A 15,276-nucleotide genomic window follows, 5' to 3' on the forward strand; every position below is an offset into this window, starting at 1 on the left:
GACCTGGCCGATGTGGCGCTACCTGCTCGGCGGGCTGTGGTCCACCGCGCTGGCCGCCGTCGTGTCCGCCGCGCTCGCGATGGCGGCCGGGATCGCCCTCGCGCTCGGACGGCTGTCGCGGCGCCGGGCGGTCCGCCTGCCGTCCGCCGCGTACGTCGAGGCCGTGCGGACGATCCCGGCGCTGCTGCTGGTCTACCTCGTGCTGTTCGCGCTGCCGAGGTACGGCCTGGACCTGCCGTTGTTCTGGAAGCTCGTGGTGCCGCTGGCCGTGTCCAACGCGGCGGCGTTCGCCGAGATCTTCCGGGCCGGGATCATGTCGGTCGAGCGGGGGCAGGGGGAGGCCGCCCTGGCCCTCGGGCTCACCCATGGGCAGTCGATGCGGCTGGTCGTGCTGCCGCAGGCGGCCCGCCGGGTGCTGCCCTCGATCGTCAGCCAGTCGGTCGGCCTGCTGAAGGACACCTCGCTCGGCTTCGTCGTCAGCTACGCCGAGCTGCTCTACAGCGGCAAGGTCCTGGCCAACTACAACGGCCTGCTCATCCAGACGTACATCGTCGTCGCGCTGGTCTACCTCGTGGTCAACGCGTCGCTGTCCGCGCTCGCCCGTTCCCTCGACCGCTCCGTCGCGGGCGGGGGCGGTCCAGGCAGAAGGATCACCCGTGGCAGGAGGATCACCCGTGTCCCTCGCTGAATACGCCCCGCTCGCGGAGGTCGTGCGGTCCGGCTTCGTGGAGAGCGTCCACTTCGGCAGCGCCGTCGCGCTCTCGGCCGGCGGCGAGGTCGCCGTCGCCCGCGGCCCGGTGAACGCGCCGGTGCTGCCGCGCTCGTCGGCCAAGCCGTTCCAGGCCCTCGCCTGCCTGCTCGCCGGGGCCCACCTGCAGGGCCCCGCGCTCGCGATCGCCGCGGGCAGCCACACGGGGGAGGACTTCCACGTGCGGCTCGTGGCCGAGATGCTCGGCGAGGCCGGGCTCGGCTTCGAGGACCTGCGCTGCCCGCCCGACTGGCCGGAGGACGAGGCCGCCCGGCAGGCCCTGGTCAGGGCGGGCCTCGGGCCGTCGCGGGAGCGGATGAACTGCTCGGGCAAGCACGCCGCGATGCTCGCCGCCGCCGTGGCCGCGGGCGCGCCCACGGCCACCTACCTCGACCCCGGCCACCTCGTGCAGGAGCGGGTCGGGTCGGTGGTGGAGGAGCTGTCGGGCGAGAAGGCCGCCCACGTCGCCGTCGACGGCTGCGGCGCCCCGCTGTTCGGGATCTCGCTGAGCGGCCTGGCCCGCGCCGTACGCGCGATGGTCGTGTCCGCGCCCGGGACGCCGCCGCGCGCGGTCGCCGACGCGATGCGGGCGCACCCGGAGTACGTCGGCGGGACCGGCCACGTGAACACCCGCCTGATGCGGGCGCTGCCCGGCGCCGTGGTGAAGGGCGGTGCCGAGGGAGTGCTGGTCGTGGCGCTCGCCTCCGGGCACGCGGCGGCCGTCAAGGCGATCGACGGCGGTCCCCGGGCGACGACCGCGATCGCGCTCGCCGCGCTGCGGGCCGCGGGCGCGGACGTCTCGGCGGCGGCCGAGTTCACGACCGTTCCGGTGCTGGGCGGGGGCGTCCCGGTCGGCGAGATCCACGCGGCTTTTTAAGTGGGGGAGAGCATGAGCCTGACGTACGAGATCTGCATCGACAGCACAGCCGGGGCGCTGGCCGCCGAGCGGGCGGGCGCGCACCGCGTGGAGCTGTGCGCCGCGCTGTTCGAGGGCGGCCTGACGCCCACCCTGGGCACGGTCGAGGCCACGCTGGCGGCGGTCTCGTCGATCCGGGTCCACGTGATCATCCGGCCGCGCGGCGGCGACTTCGTCTACGACGAGCACGAGGTCGCGGCGATGGTCCGCGACGTCGCGGCGGTGCGCGACGCCGGGGCGCAGGGCGTCGTGATCGGCGCGCTCACCCCGGCCGGGGAGGTGGACACCGAGGTGGCCAAGCGGCTGATCGACGCGGCCGCCGGGCTCTCGGTCACCTTCCACCGGGCCTTCGACATGACGGCCGACCCGTTCGCCGCGCTGGAGACGCTGGCCGGCCTGGGGATCGACCGGGTGCTCACCTCCGGCCAGGACAGCTCGGCCCTGGAGGGCGCGCCGCTGATCGCCGAACTGGTGCGGCGGGCAGGCGACCGCCTGGTCGTCATGCCCGGGGGTGGCATCACCCGGCGCAACGTGGGCCGGGTGGTCGAGGCGACCGGGGCCAGGGAGATCCACTTCGCCGCCCTCGTGGACGAGCCCAGCCCGGCCGTCCACCGCAACCCGTACCCCTTCATGGGCGGTGAGCTGCGCCAGCCCGAGTACGTCCGCAGGGTCACCTCGCCCGCCCTGGTCGCGGAGGTGATCGCCGCCGCCCGCGGCTGAGGGCCGTCCGGCCCTCCGGCCGCCGGGAATGAGGTGACCGACGGCCAGGAGGGGTAGACCCCTCGGCGGGGGGTGAGGCCGATGGCCATGCCGGAGCGGAGCCGGCCCCATCCGGGGCCCGAGGAGGGCGTGCGACACGGCCGCCTGTCCGCCCGTCCCGTCGCGCTGACGCCCCGGCACGCCGCGCCTCTCGTGCCGGGGCTGCACCGCCTGGGCGCCGGGCGCGCCCTGTTCCACGTGCCGCCCGACCCGGGACCCGGGCCGTGCCCGCTCGCCGTCGTGCTGCACGGCGCGGGCGGCGCGGCGGAGCAGGCGCTGGAGTGGCTGCTGCCCCAGGCCGAGGAGCTCGGCGTGCTGCTGCTCGCGCCGCAGGCCGTCTCCGCCACCTGGGACGTGATCGTCGGCGGATACGGCGCGGACGTGTCCAGGATCGACGCCGCGCTGGAGGAGGTGTTCTCCCACACGGCCGTCGAACTCGACGGGGTCGCCGTGGCCGGTTTCTCCGACGGCGCCTCCTACGCCCTGTCGCTTGGCCTGGCCAACGGCGACCTGTTCCACGCCGTGCTCGCGTTCTCCCCGGGGTTCATGGCGCCGATGATCCGGCACGGCCGGCCCCGGCTCTTCGTCTCGCACGGCGTCTCCGACCGGGTGCTGCCGATCGACCGGTGCAGCAGACGGCTCGTCCCCGACCTGCGGGAGAGCGGTTACGAGGTGACGTACGAGGAGTTCCGCGGCGGGCACCAGGTGCCGCCGGAGACGGCCGCCGCCGCCGTCCGCTGGTGGCTCGCAGCGCGGTGAGCACACGCGGCCGTTCCGGGTCCGGGAGCTCACAGCCCTATTTCTATGTAGGTAATGTGGGTTTTAGGTTATGATGCGGCCATGGGAGCATTGCTCGATCTCGTGCAACTGCGAACTTTCGTGGCCATCGCCGAGTGCGGCGGCTTCGGGCGGGCCGCGTCCGCCCTGCGGACCAGTCAGCCGACGGTGAGCCAGCACGTCCGGTCGCTGGAACGCGTCATCGGGCAGCCTTTGGTCGAGCGGACCGGCCGGTCGACCCGCTTCACGCTCGCGGGCGAGGCGCTGCTGGTGGAGGCGCGGCGGCTGCTCGCCGTGCACGACGAGGCGATGGGTCGCCTCGGCGCCGAGCGTCCGGCCGCCCTGAGCGTGGGCGCGGTCGAGCACGCGGGATACGCGGCGCTGCCCGACCTCCTGGGCGCCCTGATGTCCGCGCTCCCGGCACAGGACGTCGTGTTCCGGCTGGACCGCAGCACCACACTGGCGGAGGCCACCATGCGCGGCACGCTCGACATGGCGCTGATCCTCGGTGTGGTGCCGAACGTCGGGGGCAGGCAGGTCGCCACGCTGCCGCTGCGCTGGCTCGGGGCCCCGGGCTGGTTCCTCCCGCCGCCGGACCGGCCGGTGCCGCTGGTCGCCTTCCAGGAGCCGTGCTCCCTGCGTGCGCAGGCCGTACGCGTGCTGGAACGTCTCGGCTGGTCCGTACGCATCACGACGGAGGCCACCAACCTCGAAGGCGTGCTGGCGGCGGCCCGCGCGCGCCTCGGCCTCGCCCTGCTGCCCACCGCGTACGGCGTCCCGGACGGCCTGGAGGAGATCGCGCCGCTTCCCCGGCAGGAGGCCGTCGGGCTGCGCCTGGTGAGCCGGCAGGGGCTGGACCCGGCGATCGAGGCGCGGGCGGGCGAGGCCCTCGACACGTTCTTCTCGTCCGTCACGCGTTTCTCCGGATCGCGTTCCGAACAGGTTTCCATTGGAAATTCGAATTGATATCGATCGGCGAGAACAATCGGCCGCGATAATGGCGCTTTCGTATTGACCGGCCCGCTCGGATATGGTGTGATCTAGCCGCCGCCCGGAAATTCGAATTTCGCTGACGGTTGTTTTCCGGGTCTCCGGGGTTCGCTTCCGCACGCCCGTTTCCCGTGGTGTCCCCTTGTGCCCCATCGCGCGACAGAGAAGGTTCCACCGATGTCACTGAGCGACGACACCGCCACCCGCGTCGACGACGGGCCGGTCAGGAAAAGGCGCAGCCTGCGCTCCAGACGCCCGGCCGTCCTGGGGGCGGTCCTGGCGGTGATCGCCGTCGCCGCCGTGGTCCTGGTCGTCTCGGCAGGCGGCGGGGACGAGCGGCCGGCCGGCCGGGCCGCGGGCGGAGGCCCGGTGGCCGGCGGCACCCTCACCTACGCCCTGGCCGGCACGCAGGTGTCGCTCGACCCGGCCGTCGCGGCCACCGCGGTGACCGGCCTGATCGACCGCAACGTCTTCGACTCGCTGGTCGCGCAGACCGGCCCGGACACCTTCGGGCCCTGGCTCGCCACCAAGTGGACCGTGTCCGGCGACGGGAAGACCTACACGTTCACGCTCAGGGAGGGCGTGACCTTCCACGACGGCACTCCGTTCACCGCCGAGGCCGTGAAGGCGAGCCTCGACCACGTCGTGGACCCGGCGACCAAGTCCGCCTACGCCGCCTCGCTGATCGCGCCGTACGAGAAGTCGCGGGTGGTGAGCGACCACGTCGTCGAGGTGACGCTGAAGCGGCCGTTCACCCCGTTCCTGCAGGCGCTGTCGGTGCCGTACCTGGGCATCCAGAGTCCGGCGGCGCTCGCGAAGCCCGTCGCGGACTACCGGCCGGTCGGCACCGGACCGTTCTCCTACGTCTCCTGGGAGAAGGACAAGCGCGTCACGCTGCGCAAGAACGCCGGTTATGCCTCGCCGCCCGCCGGCGCGTCCCACCAGGGAGCGGCCTACCTCGACACCCTGGTGTTCGAGTTCGTCCCCGAGGACGCCACCCGGTGGGGCGCCCTCACCAGCGGGCAGGTGCAGGCGATCGCCGGCGTCCCCCCGGTGAACGCGGGAAAGCTGCGGTCCCTCACCGGTTTCACGCTGAATTCCCAGGAGACGCCGGGCCTGAATTACAACCTTTATCTGAACCAGACCCGCGGGCCGCTGCGGGACGTGCGGGTGCGGCGCGCCCTGTCGGCCGCCGTGAACGTCGAGGAACTCGTGCGCAACATTTATTTCGGCCATTTCCCGGTCGCGCGCAATCCGCTCAGCCGCACCACCGCGGCGTACGACCCGACGGCCGAGAGCGAACTGGCGTCGTACGACCCGGACGAGGCGAGGCGGCTGCTCGACGAGGCGGGCTGGACGAAGACGGACGCCGACGGCTACCGCGTCAAGGACGGCAAGACCCTCACCCTCGTCTGGCCCTACTGGGCGGAGGGCAACAAGGAGCAGCGCGACGTGCTCGCCGAGGGCATCCAGGCACAGGCCAAGCTCGTCGGCATCAAGATCGAACGGCCGGCCGTGGACACCGGGGCCTTCGTCGGCAAGTACCTCATCGGGGGCGGCTACGACCTGGTGGACGTGAGCTTCGCCCGGCCCACGCCCGACGTGCTGCGCTTCGCGTTCGCCTCGGGCAACACCTACGCCAAGGCCGGCGGCAACGTCGCGCTGGTGGACTCGCCGCAGATCGACACGTGGGTGGAGGAGGCGGCGGAGACCTCCGACCTGGCCACGGCGGACAAGGATTACGCCGCCGTGCAGCACGAGGTGCTCCGGCAGGCGTACGTGCTGCCGCTCTACACTCCCGTGCAGCTCACCGCCTTCTCGGCGAAGGTGCGCGGCGTCGCCTTCGACGCCCAGACCTACCCGGTCTTCCACGGCGCCTGGCTGGGGGCCTGATCCCGGTGGCTCCGCTGGCCCTCCGGCTGACCCGCAGGCTGGCGCTGACCCTGTTCGTGCTGTGGGGCGCCGCGACACTGGCCTTCGCCGGCATGCGGCTGGTGCCGGGCGACCCCGCCCGGATCATCGCGGGCGGGGTCCAGGCCAACGCCACTCCCGAGGTGCTCGACGCCATCCGCGACCAGTACGGCCTGCGCGAGCCGGTCGGCGTGCAGTACGTCCTGTTCCTCGGCCGCCTCCTGCGTGCCGACCTCGGCGGCTCCTACCAGCTCGGCCGGCCGGTGAGCAGCGTGATCGGCGAGCAACTCGGCCCCACCCTGTCGCTCGCGGCGGGGGCGGCCGTCCTCGGCTTCTGCCTGGCGGTCGCACTGGCCCTGCTCACGGCGGGCAGGCCGCGCGTACGGGCGATCTCCCGGGTCCTGGAGTTCTGCTCGATCTCGACGCCGAACTTCTGGATCGGCATCCTGTTGCTGGCCGCCTTCTCCTTCCGCCTGCGCTGGTTCCCCGTGCTCGGCGACGAGGGAGCGGCCGCGCTGGTGCTTCCGTGCGCGGCGCTCGCGCTGCCCATCGCCGGCGTGCTGGCCCAGGTCACCAGGGAGGGGCTCGAACGCGCCCTCGACCAGCCGTTCGCCCTGACCGCCAGGTCGAGGGGCGCCACCGAGAACCGCATCCGGGCGCGCCACGCGCTGCGGCACGCCGCGCTGCCGGTGCTCACGCTCTCCGGCTGGGTGCTCGGCGAGCTCCTCGCCGGGACCGTCGTCGTGGAGACCGTCTTCGCCCGCCAGGGCCTCGGCCACGTCGTGGTGGCGGCGGTGCGCGGCCGGGACTTCCCGGTCGTGACGGGCGTGGTCGTGCTCTCCGCGCTCACGTTCTCGCTGATCAACATCGGGCTCGACCTGCTCTACGGGCTGGTCGACCCCCGCGTCCGGGAGGCCGCCGCATGACCGCCCCGGGCTCGTACGGCCTGGCGGCGCTCCCGCGCGTGCGGGTGGGAGCCGCGCAGGCCGGCGTGGCGCTGGCCGCCGCGTTCTTCGCGCTCGTCTGCCTCGCCGCCCTCGCCCCCGGCCTGTTCGCCCACGGCCCCGACCAGGTGAACCCGGCCCTCGCGCTGCGCGGCCCGATGGCGGGACACCCGCTCGGCACCGACCAGCTCGGCCGCGACGTGCTGGCCCGGCTGGTCTTCGGCGCCCGGCCGTCACTGCTGGTCGGCGTCGGCTCGACCCTGCTGGCCGGGCTCGCGGGCTCCGCCTGGGGCCTGCTGGCGGCGCTGGGCGCCGCCTCGTGGGCGAGGCGGCCATGCGGCTGGCCGACGTGCTGCTGTCGTTCCCGGCCATCCTGATGGCCCTGCTCGTCGTGGCCGTCCTCGGGCCGGGCACGCGCAACGCCGTCCTGGCCATCACCGTGGCGCTCGCGCCGGGCTTCGCCCGCGTCGTCCGCGCGCAGGCGCTCGTGGTGCGCGGCTCGGCGTACGTGCGGGCGGCGGTCAACCTGGGGCTGACGCCGGCGAGGATCCTGCTGCGGCACATCGCGCCCAACGTCGTCGCGCCGCTGCTGATCCTGGCCACGATCAACGTGGGCACCGCGCTCATCGCCGGGGCCTCGCTGAGCTTCCTCGGGCTCGGTCCGCAGCCGCCCGCGCCCGAGTGGGGGGCGATGCTCGCGCAGGCGCGCGACTACCTCGACGCGAGCTGGACCCTGGCCCTGTTCCCGGGGGCCGCCATCACGCTGACCGTCATGTCCGTCACCGTCGTGGGGCGGCCCTGCAGGCCCGCTACGAAGGGCGGGAGGCCGGATGACCGAGCCACCCCTGCTGCAGGTCGCCGGGCTGTCGGTGGACTTCGCCACCCGGCGCGGCGTGGTGCGGGCCGTACGCGACGTCGACCTGTCCCTGCGCGCGGGGGAGTGCCTCGCGGTCGTGGGCGAGTCGGGCTCGGGCAAGAGCGTCACCGCCCGGGCGCTGCTTGGTCTCGCCGGCGCGGGCGCGCGGGTGCGGGCGCGGACGCTGTCCTTCGAGGGGCGCGACCTGCGCCGGCTGAGCGGCCGCGAGTGGCGGCGGCTGCGCGGGCGTCGCATCGGCTACGTGCTGCAGGACGCGCTGACCTCGCTCGACCCGCTCCGCCGAGTGGGGCACGAGGTGGCGGAGGCGCTGGAGGTGCACGGCCTGGCGGGCCGCGACGACCTCGACGACCAGGTGATCGGGCTGCTCGCGGAGGCGGGCGTGCCCGACCCCGACGTGCGGTTCCTGCAGTATCCGCACGAGCTGTCCGGCGGGCTGCGGCAGCGGGCGCTGATCGCCTCCGCGATCGCCGCCCGGCCGTCGCTGCTCGTCGCGGACGAGCCCACCACGGCCCTCGACGTCACCGTGCAGGCGCAGGTGCTCGACCTGCTCAGGGCACGCGCGCGGGCGGGCACGGCGGTGCTGCTCATCAGCCACGACCTGGCGGTCGTGGCCCGGCTCGCCGACCATGTCGCCGTCCTCTACGCGGGGCTCGTCGTGGAACGGGGACCGGCGGACGCGCTGCTGCGGGCCCCCGCCCACCCCTACACCGCCGACCTGCTGGCCGCCGTGCCCGCCGTGGACGGCCCGGGGCGGGAGCTGCCCCTCGTCCGCACCGGCCCTCCGGCCGTCGGCGGCTGCCCGTACGCGCCGCGCTGCGCGCTGGCCGACGACCGCTGCCGGGCCGAGCCGCCGCCGCCCGTGCCGTACGGGCCGGGCCGGGAGGTCCGCTGCTTCCACGCGGGCCGGGAACGACCCGCCCTCGCTTCCGGTGCGGCGGCGGCGCCCCGGGTGAAAGACCACGCGGTCGTCTCGGTGCGGGGGATCACCAAGCGGTACCGCTCCCCGGGCGGCTCGTGGCGTACGGCGGTGGACGACGTCTCGTTCGACCTGCGCGCGGGCGAGGCGCTGGGCCTGGTCGGCGAGTCGGGGTCGGGCAAGAGCACCACCGCCCGGATCGTGCTGGCCGAGATCGCCCCCGACGCCGGGACCGTGCTGCTCGACGGCGAGGCGTGGAGCGCGCTGCGGGAGCGCGACCGGCGCGCCCGCCGCTCTCGCATCCAGCTCGTCGACCAGGACCCGCTCAGCTCCTTCGACCCCCGGTTCACGGTCGAGCGGGTCGTCGGGGAGGCGGTGCCGGGAAGGATGCCGCGCCGCCTGCGGCGCGACCGGGTCGCCGGGCTGCTCGCCGAGGTCGGGCTGGACGACGCCCTGCTGGACCGGCGCCCCGCCCAGTTGAGCGGCGGCCAGCGCCAGCGGGTGGCGATCGCGCGGGCGCTCGCCCCGGGGCCCGAGGTGATCGTCTGCGACGAACCGGTCTCGGCGCTCGACGTCACCGTCCAGGCGCAGATCCTGGCCCTGCTCGCCCGGCTGCGGCGCGAGGCCGGGGTGGCGCTGCTGTTCATCTCGCACGACCTGGGCGTCGTCCGCCAGGTCTGCGACCGGGTGGCGGTGATGAAGGACGGGGCCCTGGTCGAGACCGGCGACGTCGCGGACGTCTTCCGCGCCCCGCGTACCGCCTACACCGCCGAACTGCTCGCCGCCGTCCCGAGGATCGACGTGGGGCGGACGGCGGGACGAGCCGCACCCGCTATGAATCTGGAGGGCCTGCCATGACCTCACCCACCACCGGCCCGCGCGCCGTCCTCGTGACCGGCGCGGGCTCGGGCATCGGCCGGGCGACCGCCGAGCTGTACGCCGAGCGCGGCGTCGCCGTGCTCGCCGTGGACCACGACGAGCACGCGCTCAAGGAGCTCGCCACGCTCGACCGCGTGGTGACGCTGGCCGGCGACGTGTCCCTGGAGGAGACCAACGTGGCCGCGGTCGCGCTGGCGGAGCGGGAGTTCGGCCGGCTCGACGCGGTCGTGCTCAACTCCGGCATCGGCGGCACCCGGCCCTGGGAGTCGCCCGGCGCGGTGGAGGCCGCCGACCGCATCCTCGCCGTCAACCTCCGGGGACCGATCCTGGGCATCCGGGCCGCCGCGCCCGCGCTGCGGGCGGCGGGAGGCGGCGCGATCGTCGTCACCGCCTCCGTCGCCGGCCTCCGCGCCGACCCCGGCAACTGGGCCTACAACGCCTCGAAGGGCGCGGTGATCAATCTCGTCCGCGCCGCGGCCATCGACCACGCGCCCGACGGCATCCGGGTCAACGCCCTCGCCCCCGGGCTCACCTGGACGCGGATCAACGCGGGCGTCCGCCAGGACCCGGTGCTCACCGCCGAGATCGAGCGCCGCGTGCCGCTTCAGCGGTTCGCCGAACCCCGCGAGCAGGCCGAGGCCGTCTGGTTCCTCACCTCGCCCGCCGCCTCGTACGTCACCGGGACCACGCTGGTCGTCGACGGCGGCCTCGACGCGAGCCTCGGAATCCTCCCGCTGCCGGCCGTACGCCGGTGACCCTCGCACAGAGAAGGAGACCGTTCATGAGCACGACGGAGACGAACACCACGGAGATCAACCGCGCGGTGGCCAGACGCTTCTACGAGGAGGTCGTCTCGCAGGGCCGGCTCGACGTCCTCGACGAGATCGTCGCCGACGACGCGTCGGACGCGGCCGGGCCCGCCGGGGGCAACCTGGGGCGTGCCGGGTTCGTCCAGCACATCACCTGGCTGCGCTCGGCGGTCGAGGGCGTGACCGCGACCGTGACGGACACCGTCGCCGAGGGCGACCGGGTCGTCGTCTACTGGACCATCGAGGGGGTCCAGCGCGGCGAGGTGTTCGGCGCTCCGCCGAGCGGCCGCCGCTTCACCGGCCAGAGCATCAGCACGATCCGGTTCCGCGACGGGCGGATCGTCGAGTACGAGGTCCTCCCCGACCGGCTGGGCATCGTGCAGCAGCTCACCGCCTGACGCGTGGCGTCGCGGTGAGAAGGGGGTGCGGGCGCTCTTCCTGGGCCGTCTCCGTCAACGTGTACTCGACCATGGGCGGAACGACCGGGTGGACGGTGCGTATGAGCAAGCCGTCCCGCTCCAGCTTGCGCAACGTGAGGGTGAGCATGCGCCTGCTGATCCCTTCGATCGAGCGCTCCAGCTCGGTGAACCGAATTTGCACTAGACAGAGGGTGGCTTCATGCTTCAGGAACTCGCAGACCGTGCCGCGATCGTGGACGCCGTCATCGCGTACGCGACGGCCGTGGACACCAGGGACTGGGAGAGGCTGGGTGCGCTGTTCACCGACGACGCTTGCTGGGAGTACAGCGGCTCGGGAGAGCGGCTCCTGGGTCCTGACGCGATCGTTGCCAGGATCAGCACCAGCGTGGAGCGATTCGACGCCACCCATCACCTGAACGGCAACCATGTCGTCGCAGTGCACCATGACGCGGCCGAGCACACCTGCTACTACCAAGCCCAACATGTCCGCCTTGGCCTGCCCGACGGCGAAAAGTTCCTGGGTGGGGGCCGCTACGACGACCGGCTGCGCCGTACCCCGGACGGCTGGCGATTCACGCACCGCAGGATCATCAGCGTCTGGAGCGTGGGAAACCCCGCCGTGATCGCGTCCTGACGACAGGCCTCGCGCGTGCCGGAGCGTCCCGCGCCCGGCCGGCGGGTAGGCGGCGGCCGGGCCTCAGGCGGGGGTCCACCTCTGGTTCGCGCCGCCGTTGCAGGTCCAGATCTGCACCTTGGCGCCGTTGGCCGTCTGGTTGCCGTTCACGTCCAGGCACAGGCCCGACTGGACGCCGACGATGGTGCCGGTGGAGTTGAGTGTCCACTTCTGGTTGGCGCCGCCGTTGCAGTCCCAGATGCCCACCGTGGCGCCGGCCGTAGTCTTCTGGTCGAACACGTCGAGGCACTTGGTGGCGCCGAACGTGCGCAGTTCGCCGGAGGAGGTGAGGGACCACTTCTGGCCCGCGGCCGCCGTTGCAGTCGTAGATCTGGGCGGTCGAGCCGTTGGCGGGGGGCGCCGCCGGCGACGTCGAGGCAGCGGCCCGACTGGCCGCCGACGAGCGTGAAGCTCTGCGGGGCCGGCGGGGCGGCCCACGTGCCGGTGACCGTGTCGATGGTCCAGGAGTCGTAGAACGCGCTCATCGACGCGGTGGCGCCGCTGATCGTCAGCGGCAGCCAGACGGGGGTGGAGCTGTTGAGGTCGCTGGGGTTCCAACGGTCGCCGATGTAGAGGTACGTGGTGCCCGACGAACCCGAGACGGGCACCACGGAGGAGGTCTGGGAGTCGAAGGTGCGACTGCCGGCGGGGGCGAAGGTGGTGAATCCACTCCACGGCCCGGACAGGGAAGTCGCGGTGGCGTAGACGTTGTCGTTGGTGGACCAGCCCGTCAGGTGCGAGGCGAACAGGAAGTACCGTCCGTTCACCTTGACCATCGCCGGGGACTCCAGGTCGGCGAGCACCGCGACCGAGCTCACGGCCTGGGTGTAGTCGCTCGAGAGCCGATCGATGCGCAGGCCGTGGCTGCGATCCTCGGTCAGCAGGTACGCGGTGCCGTCGTCGTCCTTGAACAGGCCCAGATCCCGGCTCTCGTATCCGAGCGGACGCGAGGAGCCGCGGTAGGTGTACGGCCCGCACGGCGTCGGGCTGGTGGCCACCCCGGCCCGCGCGTCGCTGTAGGAGGAGTTGTCGATGTGCACCCACATGACGTACTGGCCGGTCGCGGAGTTGTAGAGCACCTTCGGCCGCTCCACGATGCGCCCGGCGGCGAGGTCGCCGCTGCTCTGCCGGCTCAGTGCGTTGCCCACTCGGGTCCAGGTGGCCAGGTCGGTGGAGGAGTAGCAGGCGACCGCCGTGAACGTGGCTCCGGCGCTCTTGTCCTCGCCGACCATGTAGTAGGTCGAACCGACCTTGAACACGCCGGCGCCGTGCGCCTGCAGCCGGTTGCCCGCCGTGTCGTACCACAGGACGCCGGGACGTAGCGTCGCGGCGGCGGCGAACCCGGGAGTGGGCGTGAACAGCCCGGCCATCGTCAGAACGGCCGTGCCGAGCGCCGTGAACCACGCGAGCATTCGTCTCATGGGCGCCTCATCGGGGTGGAAGGGGCGGGGTCACGGTCGCCGCCGCCACACCGCCCCGACCCGGGATGCCGCGTCGGGGGAGAAGCTGTGGCATCACACGGCCCGCGGGGGACGTAACGCCGGCGTCCGGTTTCGGGCGCCTCCGGACCATAGCCATGGTCCGTGGCACCGGGCAATGCCCGGCTCACCCCGACGGCCGGTCCACCCGGGGTGACCTCGGCACCGGCCGCCCGCCGCCCCCGGACGACCGGAAACTTTCACGCCGCCGCGGGCGGCGCGGACCGGCTCGGCGGGCCCAGCGGCTCGATGGCCGCGAGACGGGCCTGCGACGTCCGCGGCCGCCTGTCCTCGGCCGGGCACACCCGTCGCGGAGCCGGAGCGATGCTCCTTATATTGCTTATATTGCGCGATTACCTCGACGCCGTTTGTCGCGCCCTTCCCCTGAGCCGGTGGCGAACCCTGGCCTCGGCTCTCATCTGACCCGGCGCTGGAGCGCGCCAGGTCGGTGGGGCGGCGGTAGCAGGCCGGTGCTCGCGGTCAGCCCGCCGTCCACCGGCAGGGTCACTCCGGTGATGTAGGACGCGGCCGGCGAGGCGAGGAACCAGATGGCCTCGGCCTGCTCCCGGGGCCGTGCCCAGCGGCCCATCGGGATGCGCCTGGTCAGCTCGGCCACCAGGCCCGGGTCGTCGTGGTGCACCGCCGTACGCGGGGTGTCGGTGAGTCCGGGCGCGACGGCGTTGATCCGGACACCGTGGGCGGCGTAGTCGATGGAGGTTCCCCGCACCAGATTGACCAACGCGGCCTTGGTCGCGTTGTAGGCCCAGACGCCCGGGTCGCCGGCCAGCCCCGACACCGACGCGGTCAGCACGATCGCGCCGCCGCCACGGGAGCGTAGCACCGGCGCGGCGGCACGGATGCCGAGCACCGGGCCGCGCAGGTTGACCGCGACCATGCGGTCGAACCGCTCCACCGCGCCGGGAGCCTCCAGGGGAGGCGTGCCGCCGACGCCCGCGTTGAGCACCACTGTGTCGAGACTCCCGAAGCGGTCGAGCGCGAGGCGGACGGCCGCCTCGTTGACGGCCTCCTCCGCCACGTCCCCGGCCAGCGGCACGATCCCGGGGTTCCGTGCGAGGTCGGCGAGCGGCGGCTCGGCGAGGTCGACCGCGACCACGCCGTAGCCGCGCTCGGCGAACAGCTCCGCGACCGCCCGCCCGATGCCCGCCGCCGCGCCGGTGACGACGGCCGCAGGCCGTGTCACGCCGCGGGCTCCTCGGTCTCCTCGGGCTCCTCGATCCGGAGCGTGCCGATCCAGGCGCGGATCGCCTCCGCGGTCGTGCCCGCGTGCTCCTCCAGGGTGGTGAAGTGGTCGCCGGGGATGTCCACGGCCTCGTGGGGCACCGGCCAGTACGCCTGCCAGCGGCCCGGGTCGTCCGCCTCGATCGTGGTACCGCGCAGCGGCTCGACGGCACGCAGCAGCAGGATCGGAGTGTCCACCGGCTTCGGCTGCCAGCCGATGAACAACCGGTTGTAGACGCCCATCGTCGTCAGCCTCGTGTCGTGGAGCGTCATGTCGAACCGGTCGATGCGTTCGAGCATGCCGCCGATCATCGCGCCCTGCCACCAGTCCATGCCGTCCTGGGCGGAGGCGTCGATCGGGTAGCTGTCGATCAGCGCCAGCCCGGCCGGCCGCAGGCCCTGCTCCTCCAGGGCCACCGTGACGGCGTGCGCCACGCAGCCGCCCATGGAGCGGCCCACGACGACGAACGGCTCGTCGCCCACGCATTCGCGCAGGCCCTCGACGTTCATCTGGATCAGCGTCTCCAGCGAGTCGGGCAGCGCGTCGTCCTCCCCGTTGGTGAATCCCGGCGACGGCACCACGAACACGTTCCGGTCGTCGCGGAACGCCTGGCCGAACCGGGAGTACTCGTGCGGCCCGGAGATCGCGCTGAGCGCGGGGAAGCAGACCACGGAGACCCGGCCAGGTCCCGTCGCCAGCCTCACCGGCGGCAGCGCGTACCGGTCCCGGTCCTGCGCGCCGAAGTGGCTCCGCGCGTGCGACGCCGCCACCAGCAGCTGCGCCGCCTCGTCGTGCTTGCCCGTCTCGTGCATCCGCCGGTGCAGGGCGGCCAGACCACCGCCGGACCCCGCGTCCGTACGGCGGGCCGGTCCGGCCGGGCCGCTCGCCGAGCCGGGCAGCTCCCGGTCGAGGTACGCCGCGATGGCGGTGGGGGGTGGGG

The 15,276-nt window shown here is 73.6% G+C and carries 16 protein-coding genes and 2 pseudogenes; 13 read left to right on the forward strand and 5 right to left on the reverse strand.

Going from position 1 to position 15,276, the window contains the following annotated elements; translation table 11 throughout:
- From B1L11_RS41755 to B1L11_RS41805, 12 genes and pseudogenes are all read left to right on the forward strand, one after another.
- Positions 1–688 (forward strand): amino acid ABC transporter permease (locus B1L11_RS41755; protein WP_256863351.1); only part of this gene is annotated, 688 nt, incomplete at its 5' end.
- Positions 675–1,625, forward strand: a complete 951-nt coding sequence (locus B1L11_RS41760) for an asparaginase (RefSeq protein ID WP_256863352.1) — start codon at positions 675–677, stop codon at positions 1,623–1,625. The genes B1L11_RS41755 and B1L11_RS41760, both read left to right, overlap by 14 nt.
- 12 nt (positions 1,626–1,637) lie before the next feature.
- Positions 1,638–2,384, forward strand: a complete 747-nt coding sequence (locus B1L11_RS41765) for a copper homeostasis protein CutC (RefSeq protein ID WP_079320726.1) — start codon at positions 1,638–1,640, stop codon at positions 2,382–2,384.
- Between the two features lie 129 nt (positions 2,385–2,513).
- Entirely contained in the window at positions 2,514–3,182 is a 669-nt protein-coding gene (locus tag B1L11_RS41770; RefSeq protein WP_218671645.1) for an alpha/beta hydrolase, read from the forward strand.
- Positions 3,183–3,263: 81 nt separating this feature from the next.
- On the forward strand, positions 3,264–4,166 hold the full coding sequence (locus B1L11_RS41775) for a LysR family transcriptional regulator (RefSeq protein ID WP_079320720.1): 903 nt from the start codon (positions 3,264–3,266) through the stop codon (positions 4,164–4,166).
- 201 nt (positions 4,167–4,367) lie between these two features.
- Positions 4,368–6,083, forward strand: coding sequence for an ABC transporter substrate-binding protein (locus B1L11_RS41780; protein WP_079320721.1), 1,716 nt, complete (start codon positions 4,368–4,370; stop codon positions 6,081–6,083).
- 5 nt (positions 6,084–6,088) lie between these two features.
- A complete protein-coding gene (locus B1L11_RS41785) occupies positions 6,089–7,027 on the forward strand; it encodes an ABC transporter permease (protein WP_239109231.1) in 939 nt (312 codons plus the stop codon).
- Complete coding sequence (locus B1L11_RS49160) at positions 7,024–7,422, forward strand: hypothetical protein (protein WP_218671646.1); 399 nt, start codon at positions 7,024–7,026, stop codon at positions 7,420–7,422. Before B1L11_RS41785 ends, B1L11_RS49160 begins: the two co-directional genes overlap by 4 nt.
- Positions 7,380–7,775: pseudogene (locus B1L11_RS55610) on the forward strand (ABC transporter permease); the annotation flags it as partial. The gene B1L11_RS49160 and the pseudogene B1L11_RS55610, both read left to right, overlap by 43 nt.
- A gap of 100 nt (positions 7,776–7,875) precedes the next feature.
- Positions 7,876–9,696, forward strand: coding sequence for an ABC transporter ATP-binding protein (locus B1L11_RS53270; protein ID WP_079320722.1), 1,821 nt, complete (start codon positions 7,876–7,878; stop codon positions 9,694–9,696).
- Entirely contained in the window at positions 9,693–10,472 is a 780-nt protein-coding gene (locus tag B1L11_RS41800; RefSeq protein WP_079320729.1) for an SDR family NAD(P)-dependent oxidoreductase, read from the forward strand. The genes B1L11_RS53270 and B1L11_RS41800 overlap by 4 nt, the downstream gene beginning before the upstream one ends.
- A gap of 26 nt (positions 10,473–10,498) precedes the next feature.
- Positions 10,499–10,924, forward strand: coding sequence for an ester cyclase (locus B1L11_RS41805; protein ID WP_079320723.1), 426 nt, complete (start codon positions 10,499–10,501; stop codon positions 10,922–10,924).
- On the opposite strand, the gene B1L11_RS53275 is transcribed toward B1L11_RS41805, so the two are convergent.
- Positions 10,914–11,126, reverse strand: a complete 213-nt coding sequence (locus tag B1L11_RS53275) for a helix-turn-helix domain-containing protein (RefSeq protein ID WP_306291776.1) — start codon at positions 11,124–11,126, stop codon at positions 10,914–10,916. The two genes, B1L11_RS41805 and B1L11_RS53275, sit on opposite strands and share 11 nt — an antisense overlap.
- Positions 11,127–11,144: 18 nt before the next feature.
- Here B1L11_RS53275 and B1L11_RS41815 point away from each other — a divergent pair, with 18 nt between their 5' ends.
- A complete protein-coding gene (locus B1L11_RS41815; RefSeq protein ID WP_079320724.1) occupies positions 11,145–11,579 on the forward strand; it encodes a nuclear transport factor 2 family protein in 435 nt (144 codons plus the stop codon).
- A 63-nt stretch (positions 11,580–11,642) separates the two neighbouring features.
- Here the strand turns inward: B1L11_RS41815 and B1L11_RS54370 are convergent, their stop codons facing one another.
- From B1L11_RS54370 to B1L11_RS41835, 4 genes and pseudogenes are all read right to left on the reverse strand, one after another.
- Entirely contained in the window at positions 11,643–12,293 is a 651-nt protein-coding gene (locus B1L11_RS54370) for an RICIN domain-containing protein (protein WP_306291777.1), read from the reverse strand.
- A gap of 5 nt (positions 12,294–12,298) precedes the next feature.
- Positions 12,299–13,039 (reverse strand): annotated as a pseudogene (locus B1L11_RS53285) (family 43 glycosylhydrolase); the annotation flags it as partial.
- A gap of 472 nt (positions 13,040–13,511) precedes the next feature.
- Entirely contained in the window at positions 13,512–14,297 is a 786-nt protein-coding gene (locus B1L11_RS41830; protein ID WP_079320725.1) for an SDR family NAD(P)-dependent oxidoreductase, read from the reverse strand.
- Positions 14,294–15,276, reverse strand: a 983-nt coding sequence (locus B1L11_RS41835; RefSeq protein ID WP_143737934.1) for an alpha/beta fold hydrolase, incomplete at its 5' end; no start/stop codon positions are given. The genes B1L11_RS41830 and B1L11_RS41835, both read right to left, overlap by 4 nt.

Source organism: Microbispora sp. GKU 823 (genome assembly GCF_002027145.1).
Classification (GTDB): domain Bacteria; phylum Actinomycetota; class Actinomycetes; order Streptosporangiales; family Streptosporangiaceae; genus Microbispora; species Microbispora siamensis.